18 protein-coding genes and 1 pseudogene are annotated in these 15980 nt (G+C 42.4%); 18 read left to right on the forward strand and 1 reads right to left on the reverse strand.

The features are described from left to right. Positions 1-168: 168 nt before the first annotated feature. The 16 genes from UF75_RS08285 (at position 169) to UF75_RS08350 (ending at position 13851) form a co-directional block, all read left to right on the forward strand. Positions 169-1356 (forward strand): Xaa-Pro peptidase family protein, encoded by a 1188-nt coding sequence (locus UF75_RS08285; protein WP_045574135.1) that lies wholly within the window; start codon positions 169-171, stop codon positions 1354-1356. Positions 1357-1399: 43 nt separating this feature from the next. Beyond that, positions 1400-1828: a universal stress protein gene (locus tag UF75_RS08290; protein WP_045574136.1), complete on the forward strand. Its 429-nt coding sequence runs from the start codon at positions 1400-1402 to the stop codon at positions 1826-1828. Between the two features lie 202 nt (positions 1829-2030). Further along, on the forward strand, positions 2031-2333 hold the full coding sequence (locus tag UF75_RS08295; protein ID WP_045574152.1) for a hypothetical protein: 303 nt from the start codon (positions 2031-2033) through the stop codon (positions 2331-2333). A 200-nt stretch (positions 2334-2533) separates the two neighbouring features. Beyond that, on the forward strand, positions 2534-3004 hold the full coding sequence (locus UF75_RS08300) for a CtsR family transcriptional regulator (protein ID WP_045574137.1): 471 nt from the start codon (positions 2534-2536) through the stop codon (positions 3002-3004). 13 nt (positions 3005-3017) lie between these two features. Continuing rightward, complete coding sequence (locus UF75_RS08305; protein ID WP_045574138.1) at positions 3018-3533, forward strand: UvrB/UvrC motif-containing protein; 516 nt, start codon at positions 3018-3020, stop codon at positions 3531-3533. Beyond that, positions 3523-4557: a protein arginine kinase gene (locus tag UF75_RS08310; protein ID WP_045574139.1), complete on the forward strand. Its 1035-nt coding sequence runs from the start codon at positions 3523-3525 to the stop codon at positions 4555-4557. The genes UF75_RS08305 and UF75_RS08310 overlap by 11 nt, the downstream gene beginning before the upstream one ends. A gap of 247 nt (positions 4558-4804) precedes the next feature. Further along, positions 4805-7255, forward strand: coding sequence for an ATP-dependent Clp protease ATP-binding subunit (locus UF75_RS08315; RefSeq protein WP_045574140.1), 2451 nt, complete (start codon positions 4805-4807; stop codon positions 7253-7255). A 54-nt stretch (positions 7256-7309) separates the two neighbouring features. Beyond that, positions 7310-8722, forward strand: a complete 1413-nt coding sequence (gene radA / locus UF75_RS08320) for a DNA repair protein RadA (RefSeq protein WP_045574141.1) — start codon at positions 7310-7312, stop codon at positions 8720-8722. Positions 8723-9082: 360 nt separating this feature from the next. After that, a complete protein-coding gene (locus UF75_RS26940) occupies positions 9083-9259 on the forward strand; it encodes an aspartyl-phosphate phosphatase Spo0E family protein (protein ID WP_197079353.1) in 177 nt (58 codons plus the stop codon). A 157-nt stretch (positions 9260-9416) separates the two neighbouring features. Further along, positions 9417-9755 carry a DsrE family protein gene (locus UF75_RS08325; RefSeq protein WP_045574142.1) on the forward strand — a complete coding sequence of 113 codons (339 nt, stop codon included), beginning with the start codon at positions 9417-9419 and terminating at the stop codon, positions 9753-9755. Between the two features lie 106 nt (positions 9756-9861). After that, the gene (locus tag UF75_RS08330) at positions 9862-11130 is read left to right on the forward strand and encodes a double-cubane-cluster-containing anaerobic reductase (protein WP_045574143.1); all 1269 of its coding nucleotides are present in this window, start codon (positions 9862-9864) and stop codon (positions 11128-11130) included. After that, complete coding sequence (locus tag UF75_RS08335; RefSeq protein WP_045574144.1) at positions 11127-11867, forward strand: acyl-CoA dehydratase activase; 741 nt, start codon at positions 11127-11129, stop codon at positions 11865-11867. The genes UF75_RS08330 and UF75_RS08335 overlap by 4 nt, the downstream gene beginning before the upstream one ends. Positions 11868-11972: 105 nt before the next feature. After that, positions 11973-12446, forward strand: coding sequence for a C-GCAxxG-C-C family protein (locus UF75_RS08340; RefSeq protein ID WP_082075069.1), 474 nt, complete (start codon positions 11973-11975; stop codon positions 12444-12446). Between the two features lie 398 nt (positions 12447-12844). Further along, a complete protein-coding gene (locus tag UF75_RS28110) occupies positions 12845-13009 on the forward strand; it encodes a hypothetical protein (RefSeq protein WP_156146317.1) in 165 nt (54 codons plus the stop codon). Then, positions 13002-13316 carry a hypothetical protein gene (locus UF75_RS08345; protein WP_045574146.1) on the forward strand — a complete coding sequence of 105 codons (315 nt, stop codon included), beginning with the start codon at positions 13002-13004 and terminating at the stop codon, positions 13314-13316. The genes UF75_RS28110 and UF75_RS08345 overlap by 8 nt, the downstream gene beginning before the upstream one ends. A gap of 358 nt (positions 13317-13674) precedes the next feature. Beyond that, positions 13675-13851, forward strand: a complete 177-nt coding sequence (locus tag UF75_RS08350) for a rubredoxin (protein ID WP_045574147.1) — start codon at positions 13675-13677, stop codon at positions 13849-13851. Positions 13852-13992: 141 nt separating this feature from the next. On the opposite strand, the gene UF75_RS08355 is transcribed toward UF75_RS08350, so the two are convergent. Then, entirely contained in the window at positions 13993-14385 is a 393-nt protein-coding gene (locus tag UF75_RS08355) for a hypothetical protein (RefSeq protein WP_045574148.1), read from the reverse strand. Between the two features lie 182 nt (positions 14386-14567). Between UF75_RS08355 and UF75_RS08360 the strand changes: the two genes are divergently transcribed. Both UF75_RS08360 and UF75_RS08365 read left to right on the forward strand, forming a co-directional pair. Further along, a complete protein-coding gene (locus UF75_RS08360; protein WP_045574149.1) occupies positions 14568-15044 on the forward strand; it encodes a CarD family transcriptional regulator in 477 nt (158 codons plus the stop codon). 209 nt (positions 15045-15253) lie between these two features. Further along, positions 15254-15980, forward strand: a pseudogene (locus UF75_RS08365) (PIN domain nuclease); the annotation flags it as partial.

Below are 15980 nucleotides of genomic sequence, written 5' to 3' on the forward strand. Positions count from 1 at the left end.
GTCGACCATAAAATGTAAAGCCTCCATCGGAAGCTTTTGCTTTTTTAAATGTATCAATTTTACGTAAGTAAACCACAAAAAACTTGCAAAATTAAGGAAATCTGAACATAATGATTTATAGAGTAGGATTCTGAATTTGAATAAGGGTATAAAAGTGGGGGAGAAATAATGAAAGTACCTATGACAGAGCTACAAGATAGGGTCTCTAATTTGCAAGGAATTTTACAGAAACGAGGAATTGAAGGGGCGCTTTTGGTTCAGCGCGCGGATACGCTTTATTATACCGGAACAGCCCAAAATGTTCACATCTATATTCCTAGAGAAGGAACGCCCGTTGTGCTCGCCTATCGGGACTTTGCTAGAGCTCGACAAGAAAGTTCATGGGAAGTCAAACAGCTGGTAGGTATGTCTAAGATCCCACAATATATTCAGGAAGCAGAACTTCCATTACCGGGAATACTGGGGTTAGAGCTTGACGTTTTGCCAGTTAATCAATATGAGCGCTATCGCAAACTATTTCCGGATGTTATCATAGTCGATATTTCAACCGAGGTCCGCTTACAACGTTCAGTAAAATCCACTTGGGAATTAGCTCGTCTGGAAGAGAGCGCCCAAATACATCCTAAGATTTTGGAGTATGCAAAAGAAGTCCTTTATGAAGGGATAAAGGAGGTTGAGTTTGAGGGCTTATTAGCCGGCAAAGCACGGGCACTCGGGCACGGTGGGTACGTACGGATGCGCGGCTTTGACTCTGAATTCCATGTCGGTGAGATTATTTCAGGGGCTAGGGCCACCGTAAATAGCTGTTTCGATGGACCGGTTACCGGACAGGGTATTTCAATTGCCCATCCGAGTGGTGCATCAATGAGCCAGATTAAGTTAGGTGAGCCAATCGTCGTGGATATGGTGACAGCAGTCCATGGCTATCAGATTGACCAAACTCGAATTTTAAGTCTCGGGCCATTATCGAAGGAGCTGATTCAAGCCTACGAGGTCGCAAGGGAGGTCGAAGAAAGAATTCGTCTGGCCTTAATTCCAGGGAGGATAGCTGGTGAAATTTATGAGGACATTCTAACCTGGGTTCGAGAAAATACACCGTACGAGGACAATTTTATGGGTTACGGAACAAGCCGGGTTCGTTTTGTCGGACATGGGGTGGGACTGGAGCTCGATGAACTTCCGACAATTAGCAAGGGATCGAAAGAAGTCTTAAAAACCGGTATGGTGATTGCAATCGAACCAAAATTTGTTTTTCCGGGGGTTGGGGTCGTTGGGATTGAAGATACATTGGTTGTTGAATCAGAAATGGGCGCTAGATATTTATCGATAACCCCTCGGGAATTGGTAATTCTATAATATATTTAGGGGCAATCATAGATTAAAGGAAAGGGTGATTAAATTGTTTAAGAAAATTCTTGTTCCAACGGATGCCTCCGATAATTCTCGCCGTGCCTTAAAAATAGCCCTAGAGATAGCTGGTTCATACCAAGCTGAGGTGCTACTTCTTCATGTTAGCTACACTCCACAGGCTTATTGGGGATATACGATATCGTATGGAATCACGGTTACCCAAGAACAACTAGATCAAAACGGAGAACTAGCTATAGAAGCAACTCTTTCGGGAATTGAGCAGGGGAAAATTATCATTAATAAACGCATTGAATCAGGACATCCTGTGACCGTTATTTTGGATCTGATTAAGAAGGAAAATATTGATATGGTAGTTATGGGAAGTCATGGCTACGGCGCAATTACGGGATCGGTCCTTGGAAGTGTCAGTCAACGAGTGTTACAACGGGCGGATTGTCCCGTATTAATTGTTAAGTAAGAGACAGTTTGGAAAATTAAAATTGAGAGTAATAAGTCGTGAGAATGAACATGTTCGACGTGCGAGCAAGATTTATGGCATATTTATAGCTATTATGCAATTATTTTAGGACAAACGTCCCTGCACACGTGGCAGGGATTCTTCTTCAGGTCGCGAATAGCAAAGTAGAAGGTTGTTTATGCGACGTGGAGGCAAACTGCTCATGAAAGAAAATAATGTTTGGTTGAGTCCTAAAGAACTTCAACAATTGTTGCAGGGTTCATTACAATGGAATGATGTAGAACCCCGCGTTGCCTTATCAAAAACAGGGATACGTAAGTTAGGTGAAACGGTTCCTCTAAAAGAACCAGTCGCCAAACAAACCGATCGAATGGAGATCCATCCATCGCTGGAACAGAATTTAGATTCAAAACGGTTGGAAGGAAAACCAGTAATTTGGTTACTCGGTAGTGTTGGGGTTTTAACATTATCTTCTTGGTTTTACTTTGTCCTTTTTTCAAATTAGGTTTAACAAAGATTGTGTTATTTAGTTTGGGCTAGAGTTAAGTTCTATTACAAGACTTACTCTAGCTCAAACTATTTTTTTAAAACTCTTTGCAAAATCTTAAAAAATTGGGTATCATATAGATAGAAGGTCAGAGAAGGTCAATAACGAGTATGCGGAGGATGTTTTAGAAATATTATAGTCTTAAGGAGTACATTACAATGGGAAACCTAGCCGATCGCATTGAAGAATATCTAAAACGGGTATTAGAACAAACGTCAGAGGGGTATATCATTTTACAACGTAGTGAACTGGCGGGTGTGTTTGCTTGTGTACCATCTCAAATCAACTATGTATTAGATACGCGTTTTACCGTTGAACGGGGATACTTGGTTGAAAGCCGCCGGGGGGGCGGAGGGTATCTGCGGATTGTTCGTTTGGGGTTAGGCATTGAAGGGGAGTATCAACAGGTTATAAGACAATTAATTGGTGAGCAGCTTTCACGTGCCCGTTCAAGCGCCTTGGTAGACCGTCTATTAGATGAGGAAATTATAACGACTCGGGAAGCGGCTATAATTAAGAGTATAATATCGAGCAATGATTTAAGTGGAGAATTTAGAGATTGGGACATGTTAAGAGCACGTCTGATGAAGAACATTTTGACAACCCTGAGTAGGGATGATTTGGTATAAAGGGGGAACTAGAATGCTTTGTCAACACTGTCAGCAACGGGAGGCAGTAATGCGTTTATCCATTATTGAAAACGAACAAACTCGTGAGGTGTACCTTTGTGAATCGTGTGCTAAGAAAAACCAAGAAGTAAATTTTGTGTTTCATCCAGCGATAGTACCAGAGTTTCTACAGGCCCTTTTTGGATTTAATTCAAAGTCAATAGAGCAACCCTCTGAGAAAACCTGTCCGAAATGTGGAATTAGCTTTACGCAAATAACTCAAGCAGGCAAGTTGGGGTGCAGTAATTGTTATGAAACCTTTGAAAGTCAGCTCGAACCGTTACTTCGTCGTGTGCATGGTGGAGGGCAGAACGTTGGGAAAATCCCGGCAAGGAGTGGGGTTGCTATTAAAAATCGCTTAGAACTTAGAACCCTGAAAGAGACGCTTCAAACCTTGATTCAACAAGAAGCGTTTGAGGAAGCGGCCGTAGTAAGGGATCAGATTCATCAGATCGAACAAGTGAAGGGAGGGGAAGCGAATGACTCGTAAGGAGTTACTTTTACAACGCAGTGCCTGGATGAACGAGCCAAATTCTCCCGTTGTTATTAGTAGCCGAGTGAGATTAGCGCGTAACCTTGAAGATTTTCCTTTCCCACATCTAATTAGCTCGGAAGGGGCTGCACAGGTTGAGCAAACTGTTTCCCAAGTTCTTTCGACTGGAATTGAGCCATTAGAGTATATATCTCTAACAGAGTTGAACAACATAGAACATCAAGTGCTTATCGAAAAACATCTAATCAGTCCTAGCCTAGGCGGATCAACCGGAGCACGTGGTGTAGCCTTAGCCCCTGACCATCGATATTCGGTGATGGTTAATGAAGAGGATCACCTTAGGATCCAAGTTCTATTGCCAGGTAATCAGTTACAAGAAACTTACCGCTTAGCTACTGAGTTGGATGATCGTCTGGAAGCCAAACTGGATTTTGCTTACCGGGAAGGCCATGGGTATCTCACTGCATGCCCAACTAATGTAGGCACGGGACTCAGGGCTTCGGTTATGGTTCATTTGCCGGGCTTAGTGATAACCAAGCAGGTCCAACAGGTGCTTGGTGCAGTGACTCGCTTAGGTCTTGCTGTGCGGGGACTTTACGGAGAAGGTTCTCAAGCTTTTGGACACATGTTTCAAGTTTCTAACCAGATAACGCTGGGGAAAAGTGAAGAGGATATTCTCTCTCATCTTGATGCCGTCACTCGACAAATAGTAGAACATGAGCTACAGGCGCGAGAGCTACTACGCAAGCAAATGCCTATGCTTCTAGAGGATAAGGTCTGGAGGGCTCGAGGAACCTTGCAAAATGCTCGGCTACTCTCGTCCGAAGATTCAATGCATCTCTTATCGCATGACCGATTGGGCACAGATATGGGTTTATTACCCAAAATCAAAGATTGCTTTGCAACCTTAATTATTGATACCCGTCCGGGATGTTTGCAGTACTTCCTGGATCGAGAGCTTGACCCCAGTCAGCGGGACGAGGAACGTGCTCGACTGATACGAGAACGAACTGCTTTGTAGCGAAGCACGAAGCACGATGCACGATGCACGAAGCACGATGCACGATGCACGATGCACGATGCACGAGGCACGATACACGAGATACGAGGTACCAATCACAAATCACCAATCACAAAGCACAGCACAAAGAACGATGCTCGATAGACGAAGCACGAGTCACGATACGCAAGGCGCGAGGCATGTATGAAAGCTTTGCTTTCAATCAAGTTCGAACCTCGCGCATCGATTAAGAAAGGATGAAGGAATTATGAAAGGACGTTATACAGAACGTGCCCAAAAGGTTATAGCAATAGCCCATAGCGAAGCAAAACGGATGGGACATCAGGTCGTTGGAACTGAACACATTTTATTAGGACTGATTCAAGAAGGAGAAGGGATTGCTGCACAGGCATTAACCGGATTAGGCTTGGATCTTGCGAAAATACGAGATCAGGTTGAACAAATTGCGGGGGTAGGGCAGCCTTTTAATGGAGAAGTGGGGCTTACACCGCGAGCTAAAAAAGTCTTGGAGCTAGCAAATGAGGAGACACACCGCCAAGAGGTTAATTATATTGGTACAGAACATTTACTATTAGGTCTCATCATGGAAGGTGAGGGAATTGCAGCCCGGATCTTAGCAAATCTTAACGTGGGTCCCGACCGAGTTTGGAAACAAGTCGTAAAACTCTTAGGTGGGGAATTGGAAGAAGCGATTTCTCCGGCTAATTCCGTTTCTTCTTCTCCTAAAAATGGCGGTTCTGTCAATACTCCGGCTCTCAATGAGTATGGTCGCGACTTAACACTGCAAGCCCGTGAAGGACGTCTAGATCCTGTGATTGGACGAGAGAAGGAGATAGATCGAGTTATTCAGGTCCTCAGTCGTAGGACTAAAAATAATCCGGCGTTAATAGGGGAGCCTGGAGTTGGTAAAACAGCTATAGCAGAAGGGCTGGCACAGGGGATTGTTAGTAATAGAGTCCCGGAAATACTGGCGAATAAACGGGTTATCACTTTAGATCTTTCAGCAATGGTTGCAGGAAGTAAATACCGTGGTGAATTTGAAGAGCGTTTAAAGAAAGTCATGGAAGAGATTCGAGCGGATGGAAACATCATTCTCTTTATTGATGAATTGCATACCTTAATTGGTGCTGGAGCAGCGGAAGGTGCCATTGACGCTGCCAATATTCTAAAACCAGCCCTAGCGAGGGGTGAGCTTCAATGTATTGGGGCAACAACCTTAGAAGAATACCGTAAATATATTGAGAAGGATACCGCTTTAGAACGACGTTTCCAACCCATCACGGTTGGGGAGCCAACAGTCGAGGAAGCAATTCAGATCCTAAGTGGTTTAAGGGATCGTTACGAAGCCCACCACCGAGTGAAGATTACGGATGAGGCCATTGAAGCTGCGGCTAAAATGTCTGATCGTTATATTTCAGACCGTTTCTTACCAGACAAAGCCATTGATTTAATGGATGAAGCCGCTTCACGTGTTCGATTAGCTAGTTTTACAGCACCGCCTGATTTGAAACGGCTAGAGGAGGAAACGGAACGATTAAAAAAAGAAAAGGAAGCAGCTGTTTCGAGCCAAGAATTTGAGAAGGCAGCAGAATTCCGTGATCGGGAACAAAAACTTCGGGCTGAGCTTGCTGAGCAACGGGAAGTTTGGCAAAATCAACGGTATAAAGAAAATGCGATGGTTACAGAGGATGACATCGCCCAAATTGTTGCGAGCTGGACAGGAATACCCGTCAAAAAGCTTGCAGAAGAAGAAAGTGAACGTCTTCTGCATCTGGAGGATGTCCTTCATCAACGACTCATTGGGCAGGAGGATGCCGTCACTGCTGTTGCACGGGCAGTACGCCGAGCGCGAGCAGGGCTCAAGGATCCAAAGCGTCCAATCGGTTCCTTTATTTTCCTCGGACCAACGGGAGTCGGAAAGACTGAACTTGGTCGAGCTTTGGCGGAGGGAATGTTCGGGGATGAAAAGGCTCTGATTCGCATTGATATGTCGGAATATATGGAGAAACATGCAGTTTCTCGACTTGTGGGAGCACCTCCGGGATATATTGGACATGATGAAGGGGGTCAACTTACGGAGGCGGTAAGACGAAAACCCTATAGTGTCGTTTTGTTGGATGAAATTGAAAAGGCACACCCTGAGGCCTTTAATATTTTACTCCAAGTGCTAGAGGATGGGCGTTTAACAGACACGAAAGGAAGAACTGTAGACTTCCGAAATACTGTGATAATCATGACCTCCAATGTAGGTTCTTCCTTCCTTAGAAAAGAAGCTATGGGCTTTGCAGCTAATAAAGATGAAAAAACAGATTATAAAAATATGCGTGGACATGTCATGGAAGAGTTAAAACGCTCTTTCCGCCCAGAGTTTCTAAATCGGATTGACGAACTGGTTGTCTTCCATTCTCTCCAAGAAGAACAGTTAGTTAAGATCTCTGAAATCCTGATTCGTCAAGTTAATAAGCGTCTAAGCGAAAATGGCCTAGAGCTTCAGGTTGAAAAGAGTGCTATTGAACTGATTGCCAAAGAGGGAAACGATCCGATTTTCGGGGCTCGTCCCCTTCGTAGAGCCATTCAACGATTAATTGAAGATACTCTTTCCGAGAAAATTCTCGAAGGGGAATTCAAAACCGGAGACCGGATTCGAGTGGATGCTGAAGATGGGAAAATGAAGTTCACCCGTACAGATAATTCATAATTCGTAGTGGTAGGGGCAATTCATGAATTGCCCCTACGGGATGGGGCGTTTATGATGAAGAGCAAGGTGATTTATCGCTGTTCTAATTGCGGAACAGAAAGTCCAAGATGGCTTGGAAAGTGTCAAAACTGTGAGGAATGGAACACATTTGAAGAATCAGAGAGTCAAGCCAAAACAACTTCTTCAACAAGTAAGAGGAAGACTTCTCCGAAGAGGTTATCTGAGGTCTTAGCCGGTAATAGCGATAGAATTGTGACGAGTATGAGGGAATTTAACCGAGTTCTAGGCGGAGGTATCGTTAAAGATTCCATCATTATCTTGACAGCAAGACCAGGTGCAGGAAAATCAACCTTGCTTTTACAAGTGGCCGATGATGTTGCCAATAAGGGCTACAAGGTTTTATATGCTTCGGCCGAAGAGAGTGATAGCCAAATTAAAAGTAGGTCAGACCGAATTCTGATTGGAAGCAAGAGTAATATATGGATATATTCTGATACAAGTATGAACCATGTTCTGACTTCCATTGAAGAGCTTGATCCGGATCTGATTATCATTGACAGCATCCAAACGTTCACCCTTGAAGAACATAATTCCCGGCCTGGTTCACCGATCCAAACGATGGAGTGTGCTAACGAACTCTTAAAAATAGCAAAGAATAACAGCCGTCCCAGAGCCGTAATCATGGTGGGACAAATGACAAAAGATGATGAAATCGCGGGACTTCGTGCGTTAGAGCATTTGGTCGATGCAGTATTAATTCTGAATGGAGAAAATGGGGAAGAATTGAGGGGAGCTTGGTGTTCCAAAAATCGGTTTGGGAGCACAGGTGAAATCGGGTTTTTCTCGATGACTGAACAAGGGATGTTATCGATTGACAACCCATCGGAGTTCTTTATGACCCAAAGGGGAGCAGGACAAACGATTTCGGGAAGCGCTTTAACAGTGATTAAAGAAGGGACAAGACCCATTATTGTAGAAGTCGAAAGCCTAGTCTCGAAGTCGTTCACCCCCTATCCATCAAGAATCGCAGAATGCTTAAGAAGAGATCAATTAAATACCCTAATATCTATCTTGGAACAAAGAGGAAAGATCAACCTATACGATAAAAATGTGGTTATCAAAACGACCGGAGGGCTTCAACTCAAAGAACAATCTGTCAGCTTAGCTATTATCATGTGTATTGTTTCATCTGTGAAAGACAAAGCGATTCCCAATGATACTGTGTTTGTGGCAGATGTAGGGCTTACTGGAGAATTGAAAAAAGTCCCTTCCATCGAAGCACGAATTCGTGAAATCGACAGAATGGGGTTTAAACGAGTCTATGTTGCTAAGAATACAGTCAGAGACTCATCGAGGTTTAAGAATGTCGAAATTATTGAGCTTAACACCTTGTACGATGTAATTTCACACTTGGGCATGAAGAATACGAATAAGCTGGAATCTGGATTACCATTAACAGAAATTTGAAATGAACCAACTTACAATAGTTTCATGCTACAGAGCTTCTCGATGTTTGGTTGCGGAATGCACGAACGTTTAGATGGCAAATTCCCTGATAATACACCATAATTAGCCAGATTTAGCCCTGCTTATTGTTTTTAAACTCTTGTTAATTAGGTAAAATTGTAATAAAATCTTGATAAGAAATCTAAATTAATTCCAAATTTAGAGGTGATGAAAATATATAGTTGCTAGTGCTTTCAATTTAATATTGGCATTCCTAGTAATATCATATCTCATCCCCAAGTATCTTATCGTTAAAGGTAGATTTAACCTATACCTCTAATTACTTGTATTAAGCCTATGGGACTTGAGGAAGGTGGTCTAATGCGGGACGATTTACGCGACTTACTAAATGCCGTTGAAACGAAACGCGATCAACTGAATAAACTTGCTACATGTAAAGAACTTACTTCTGAAGAAGTAGTTACATCTAGCTGGGAGTTGGACAAATTATTAAATGAAGTTAATAGCTTGGCCAACGAGAAAAGCAAAAAGTTATAGAACGAAAAAAGAAAAGGGTAGCCTAAATGAAATTATTTTAGGGCAACTCTTTTCTTTTTTCGTTTTGACGTTTTTGACAATCAATTTAGCTCTTTTATACATATCGATTTAGTGATATTATGTAATAAGTAAAACATTATATAAGGAGGGAAACTTGTTGTCTTTTACTTACTTTATCAGTTCGGATACCATTGGCCAGCAAGATCCGGAATTAGGCAAACGCCTGATGCACAGTTTCTTTTTAAAGCTCTTGGAGGCTGCTGAGAAACCGTCTCATATTCTTTTTCTTGAAAAAGGGGTGCAGCTTTTGTTGCCGGAATTTTCTGCCGTTGATGCTCTGAAGATTTTAGCTGAGGAGTCGGGTGTCACCCTGTTAGCCTGCGTGACCTGTCTGGATTATTATGGAATCAAGGATAAAATCGAGGTTGGAGAGGTTTCAACGATGCCTGAGATTATTGCCGTGATGCATAAAAGCGATAAAGTGATACATATCTAACTCAAATCTATTGAAACTTGCTGGTGATTAAACCTGGTAAACCTTGATCTTCTAAACTAGAGTCATGAATATTTAGCAATTTATAGAGAACTGGGAGGATAAAAGAATGGATAACAGAGAATTATGGGCAGCGCTAGGTATGGATTTAGAGAAACACGATGATTTTTTAGCTCCTGTACCAGCAATTTTTACGAGCCTGTTCTTGGATCGACCTAATCGCCCCAAAGCCATGGGCTATTTTGATATGATAGTCGGCGATGTTCATGGGATTCGCGTGCACGAACTCTATGCTATGAAAGAAGCAGGTGCTAAGGTGTTCTCGACCTTTTGCGTCTATGTTCCAGAAGAAATTGTGGTAGCAACGGGGAGTGCCAGCATCGGATTATGTGCTGGGGCCCAGTATACCGTTTCTTCGGGGGAAAAAGTCTTACCTCGCAACCTTTGCCCGTTGATTAAATCGACCATGGGTTTTAAACTCGACCGAATTTGTCCATACTTTCAAGTCTCCGATTGGGTCATCGGGGAGACGACTTGTGACGGGAAGAAGAAGGCGTGGGAGATTCTCAATGAACATATTCCAACCTATGTCATGGACCTGCCACAAAAGAAAGACTCCAAAGACGCCCGTCTATGGGAAGAAGAAGTCCGAGAATTTGCTTCCTTCATCGAACGTGAGACCCAGGTAGACTTAACCACCGAGAATCTTACTTCTGGAATTCAGAAGATTAACAACAAACGGCAAGCGCTTCAAAGGTTAGCTAACTTAAGAAAACATAATCCAGCTCCTATTCACGGCTTAGATGTCCTGTTGATCAATCAACTCTCTTTCTTTGACGATCCGGTTCGCTTTGCGGCTCAAGTCAATGCCCTGTGTGACGAACTTGATGTGCGGGTCAAAGAAGGATTTGGAGTTGCGCCCGTTGATGCTCCAAGGATTCTGGTGACGGGAACTCCTCAACCTCTACCGGCGTGGAAACTTCATGCCCTAATCGAACAAGCTGGAGCGGTCGTTGTCGGAGAAGAAACCTGCACAGGAGAACGCTATTATAAGAATGTCACAGAGCCTGCGGACAATGTATCGGACATGCTCGCCAACATTGCTAAGCGCCCTTTAAAGGTGAATTGTGCTTGCTTTACTCCGAATCAAGGGCGCATGGAAGATATATCGTTCATGGCTGAAAACTTAAAAGCAGACGCCGTGATTGATTTTACTCTCCAATTCTGCCAAACCTATGGCGTGGAAAGCTATTTTGTGGGCAAAGAAATGGAGAAGAAAAAGATTCCTTTCCTGCGGTTGGAAAGTGATTTTTCCGAAGAAGATCAAGGGCAACTCTTAACTCGGATCGAGGCTTTAATTGAGATGATTCGTGCATGAGGCAAGCTGGGTTAGATCTCGGCTCGGTTAATACTAAGTTGGTGGTGCTTGAAAACGGGGAACGGGTTTTCAGCCAGGTCCTACCCTCCCGTTTCGACTCTGTCCAAGCAGGCATAACCTTACTTAAGGCCTACGTCGAAGAACACGGTGAAAAACCTGAAAAGCTCGTGGTTACAGGGTATGGCCGAGTGAACTTTCCCGAGGGACGGGTGATTACAGAAATCACTTGTCAGGGCAAAGGATGTCATGCCTATTTCCCGGATTATGCTTATATTCTGGATTTAGGAGGACAAGATGCTAAGGTTATAAAGAAAAGCGCAGAAGGAAAAATTATTCAGTTTATCATGAATGACAAGTGTGCTGCCGGAACTGGCCGATTTTTAGATGTTATCCTTAAGGGCTTAGATCTAACCTCCGAGGAGCTGGATTTAGCAACGGAGGCTAAGCCAATGCCCATCAATTCCATGTGTACGGTGTTTGCTGAATCTGAAGTAATCACGATGCTTGCCAAAGGGATCCCCAAACCTGAAGTCATTGCGGGTCTTTTTAAAAGTACGGCAAAGCGTCTTGCTAATTTTGTGGAGTCTGTCGGGCATCCCGAATGTTTAATTTTCACGGGAGGGGGCGCTCATTATACCCTCTTGGTTCGCTTCCTCGAACGGGAGTTAAAAGGGAACGTTGTTATCCCATCGGAACCCGAATTGACCGCTGCTTTGGGTGCAGCATTACTGGCATAACCTCTGAAGAATAGCACGTGCTTGAGTTAGCAAGTGCTATTCTTTAAAACTCCTTAAATAGACATGGCATTATACTTATCAATGAAATTTGGGAGGAACATTATTATGGAAAGAGAAAAAATCATTGACGATGTAAGAATAAAGGCGGGAGGGTGTTTCCAAAGAGGGGAGTTTTACTGTTCTGAAGCGGTGATTCATACCCTCAATGAATTTCTTGGCTGGCCCTACGATCGTTCAATTGTCCGTTTGGCAGCTGGTTTCCCAGTCGGTATCGGTAGGTCTGGGTGTGTTTGTGGAGCTATCAGTGGTGGAGTAATGGCATTAGGGATAGTTTACGGTAGGGATCCCGGCAATGCTATGAATAGCGGAATGTTTCAAGTTGCGGCTGAACTTCATGACCATATTAAAAAATTATACAAGAGTACTTGTTGCCGGGTGATTACTAAAGATTTAGTCTTTGACTCTCCTGAACGAAAAGCGCACTGTGTGAAAATCACCGGGGAAGTTGCGGCCTGGTTAGCAGATAAATTTCTCGATGATGAAGCACTTAAAGGAAAAATCCACCCTGTAGAACGATAGGGGACTCATTTAAAAGGAACCATCGTTGATATTGAGTCAAGTAACGGTGGAGGCTTTGATACGTACAGCAAAGACCCCTAATGGCGATGGTTGTGACAGTGGTTGCTAATCTATTTAACCTACAAAGATTAAGTTGGTATTGCATCATGATGATGCAATACCAACTTAATAAAGCTTTGATTCTAATAGCTATATCGCCTATAACATAAATAGCACTGCAATCTTGCAGTGCTATTATCGATTGTGTGCGTTCAAATAGGTTAATGTAGCCCTGCCAGGCGGTATTTAGACGTTCTGGTTCGTTGTTTTTGGCATATCCAATACATAACGTAAACATTATACAACATCATAGGTTAAATGTTATAATGTTAAATATCTGAAGGAAAGGAGGTGAATATATGCCAGAGCGGGTTGTCTTCTTGGCCCATTGTTTTCTAAACCCTCAGGCTAAGATTCTAGGATCACCAGATATTTCGGACCTGAGCCAAAAAATTTTTACTCTACTTTGGGAACACAAGTGCGGAGTTATTCAGTTACCCTGTCCTGAGTTGCTCCATGCATAACCCGACGGCAGCTGAACCTTGGGCGGATAGACTAGTATGTTTTCGTAAAGGGGAGTTGTTTGAAGAAACCATGAAGACCCACGAGGTCGTCACCCCGACGCAGTTTATTCAACCAAAAGCTTGGACATTTCCGTCTCTGCTTAATCAGGAGAAAACCCCATCAGAGAAATTATTAGTAATGGGCCAAAAAACTACAACCAACAAATTATTAAGCAAAAACCTAAACTCAGCTCTTGAGGTAAGGAATCTCACCCATCATTACGATACGCTAAGCGGTATAGAAGATATATCATTAACGGAGGCTTGATAGGCTTCCCTTAGGCTTTCCATGAGTTCCACAAGTTGTCTCGCATTATCCAATTCGCTCTGCACGTTTAGTACTAGCTCGTTCCACTGACAATTAATTACCTCGTCCCAAGAATCAAAATTAATTAGTTTAAATTCCACGGATCGTTCCACCTTTATATAATATTTTCTGTTCTTTGATCTTTTTAGTATTTAAGCAATAGGGGAATAAAGGCTATCTTTCAAACTAAATTTCTTAATTGACAAATTTGTTCAGGTCCTCCTTTTATAGGTAGATCAAGAATGGGAAAATTATTATTAATGCTAATTGGAATTCCTACTAATTAATGGTAAAATGAAATAGGGAGGTGAGTATAGAAATGAGTGATGAAAACAAAATGTGGCAATGTCAAATGCAAAATTGTGGATATATATATAATCCTGAAAAAGGTTGTAAAAAAAATAAAATACCAAAGGGCGTTCGATTTGAGGAGTTGCCAGATACATGGAGATGTCCGTTATGTGGAGCTAGCCATAAAATGTTTAAACCTGTATAAGGAATGTTTATGTCTATGGCATTAGCGTTTTACATAACTAATTTCACAATTCATAGTGGACAAGAAAAGTGAAATAATATAAAAGCTCCTGCAATGCAGGAGCTTAACTCTTAAACCACCGTTACTTAAATCGAGTTTGACTTACGTCAAATTGAAAATAGTTAAAGTTTGCAGTTTTTTGTTTTCTTGGTTAAAGACATTCGTCAGTGAGATGTCCAAAGCATTAGACAAAGCAGCTATATAAAAGAGTTGCTTGCCTAATTCCGCTTCTATAATGTCACGGCAACTATCGCAAACGTTTCCTTCGAGCTGACTGTCCAAAAGTTCTTTCAAATCAGCGAGGCCTGCATCAGTGGGTAGGGATTTCTTACGTGCATTTACTGCATGACAACCACAGCTTGTCACGGATTTGACAACGGCTCGGTTAACACGCGCGGAAGTTTCTTGCCCTTTTGACAAGATATCTAAAATGCTTTGATGGCGGATCAAGAGAGATTTTACTGTGCTTTGGAATTGGTCAGTGAGTTGCTCCATGAGTGCTATCCTCACTCCTTTCTGCCATCTCTATTATAACGAGACGGCTGGTGTGTTGTCAATTTTCAACAGAATTATGGCTAAAAAAGGTAAATTGACAGCCTAAAGACTGTGTGATATAATTTTAAAATTTTGACCCGGGCAATGTTCCTTGCTATAATGATAGATAAGGGGGTGGCTGAATGTTTAAGGTTGGTGACAAAGTAGTATATCCGATGCATGGTGCCGGGATTATTGAGTCGATTGAAGAGCGGGAAGTTCTAGGTGAACTAAGCCAATATTATGTCATGCATTTACCAGTGGGTAATATGAAATTATTCATTCCTTTAAATAATGTGGAAAACCTTGGTTTGAGGCAAGTTATTTCTCCTATGATGGTTAAAGATGTGTTGGAAGTACTCAAAACCAAGGATACAGCCGCAACCCTAGCGTGGAACCGTCGCTATCGTGCGAATTTGGAAAAGATCAAAAGCGGAGATATTTTTGAAGTTGCTAATGTCGTTCGTAGTCTTGCCCAAAGGGATAACGAAAAGGGTCTTTCTACTGGAGAAAAAAAGATGTACGAAAATGCTTGTCAAATCTTAATTAGTGAACTCGTTTTAACTGAGGGGACTGAGGAAGCGGCAGTCAGGCAATGGCTTTCAACAGCTTTGGTTTAAGGCTTTCAGGCTGTTAGATACGGTAGATGGCAAGAAGGGAGCCATCGCCGTAATGGCGAGTAACGATTTAATTTGGACCACTAAGGACTTCGTTTGGGACTAAATTGATTGAAGTAAAAGGATTAAATTCCCTCAGGTTGAAAAATAATGAAGTCCGAAGTATAATTGGAAAGACTTTTAGTCAGAATAAGTTAAAAGGAGGTGAAACGATGATTCGCAATTTAATACGCGGGATCATCACCCTGTTATTAGGGGCGGTTGGATTTTATCTTAACTATGTACTCTTACGACTTGATTTTTTAAAAACCCTTGGATGGAGTTTATCTCCTGCCTGGACTTACGCAGTAATGACAATTTTATTTGCAGTCTTAGGTTTTTTGGTAGCACCAGTTAGTATCCGTTCATTTATTGCATTAATGCGTTGGATGGATTCACGGTTGAATAGAGTCCCTACACACGACCTTATGAGTGGAGCCATCGGAGGGATTATCGGACTTATTATCGCAAGTTTATTCAGCAATTCTTTTGTTACTATTACATTTTTCGGACCATTATTAGCAGTTCTTTTAAGCCTTTTCTTAGGTTATCTGGGTTTAACGATCGGAATGAAGCGGAGAGAAGATGTGCTGGGCTTTCTTAACTTTATTCCAAAGTTTCGTGACCGAGGGGACAAGGCCGACAAAGTAGAAAAACAAAAAGAAGCAAAAAGTGGTCGCTCACGAGAACTGGTGAATTATAAGATTCTCGATACCAGTGTGATAATAGATGGTAGGATCGCGGACATTGTCAAGACAGGTTTCATTGAGGGAATCTTACTTATTCCAAGTTTTGTCTTAGAGGAGCTTCGACATATCGCGGATTCTTCGGATTTACTCAAACGAAATCGAGGACGTAGAGGACTTGATATTCTCAATCAAATATCTAAGGAAACCGTCA

This window comes from Desulfosporosinus sp. I2 (assembly GCF_000960765.1).
In the GTDB taxonomy this organism is placed as follows: domain Bacteria; phylum Bacillota; class Desulfitobacteriia; order Desulfitobacteriales; family Desulfitobacteriaceae; genus Desulfosporosinus.

Excerpts from the sequence above, each read along its gene's own strand:
- UF75_RS08295 (WP_045574152.1), top strand. The coding sequence starts at position 2,031 with ATGAAAGAAAATAATGTTTGGTTGAGTCCTAAAGAACTTCAACAATTG.
- UF75_RS08305 (WP_045574138.1), top strand. The coding sequence starts at position 3,018 with ATGCTTTGTCAACACTGTCAGCAACGGGAGGCAGTAATGCGTTTATCC.
- UF75_RS28110 (WP_156146317.1), top strand. The coding sequence starts at position 12,845 with ATGCCAGAGCGGGTTGTCTTCTTGGCCCATTGTTTTCTAAACCCTCAG.
- UF75_RS08355 (WP_045574148.1), bottom strand. The coding sequence starts at position 14,385 with ATGGAGCAACTCACTGACCAATTCCAAAGCACAGTAAAATCTCTCTTG.
- radA (WP_045574141.1), top strand. The coding sequence starts at position 7,310 with ATGAAGAGCAAGGTGATTTATCGCTGTTCTAATTGCGGAACAGAAAGT.
- UF75_RS08300 (WP_045574137.1), top strand. The coding sequence starts at position 2,534 with ATGGGAAACCTAGCCGATCGCATTGAAGAATATCTAAAACGGGTATTA.
- UF75_RS08310 (WP_045574139.1), top strand. The coding sequence starts at position 3,523 with ATGACTCGTAAGGAGTTACTTTTACAACGCAGTGCCTGGATGAACGAG.
- UF75_RS08315 (WP_045574140.1), top strand. The coding sequence starts at position 4,805 with ATGAAAGGACGTTATACAGAACGTGCCCAAAAGGTTATAGCAATAGCC.
- UF75_RS08340 (WP_082075069.1), top strand. The coding sequence starts at position 11,973 with ATGGAAAGAGAAAAAATCATTGACGATGTAAGAATAAAGGCGGGAGGG.
- UF75_RS08285 (WP_045574135.1), top strand. The coding sequence starts at position 169 with ATGAAAGTACCTATGACAGAGCTACAAGATAGGGTCTCTAATTTGCAA.
- UF75_RS26940 (WP_197079353.1), top strand. The coding sequence starts at position 9,083 with ATGCGGGACGATTTACGCGACTTACTAAATGCCGTTGAAACGAAACGC.
- UF75_RS08360 (WP_045574149.1), top strand. The coding sequence starts at position 14,568 with ATGTTTAAGGTTGGTGACAAAGTAGTATATCCGATGCATGGTGCCGGG.
- UF75_RS08335 (WP_045574144.1), top strand. The coding sequence starts at position 11,127 with ATGAGGCAAGCTGGGTTAGATCTCGGCTCGGTTAATACTAAGTTGGTG.
- UF75_RS08350 (WP_045574147.1), top strand. The coding sequence starts at position 13,675 with ATGAGTGATGAAAACAAAATGTGGCAATGTCAAATGCAAAATTGTGGA.
- UF75_RS08345 (WP_045574146.1), top strand. The coding sequence starts at position 13,002 with ATGCATAACCCGACGGCAGCTGAACCTTGGGCGGATAGACTAGTATGT.
- UF75_RS08330 (WP_045574143.1), top strand. The coding sequence starts at position 9,862 with ATGGATAACAGAGAATTATGGGCAGCGCTAGGTATGGATTTAGAGAAA.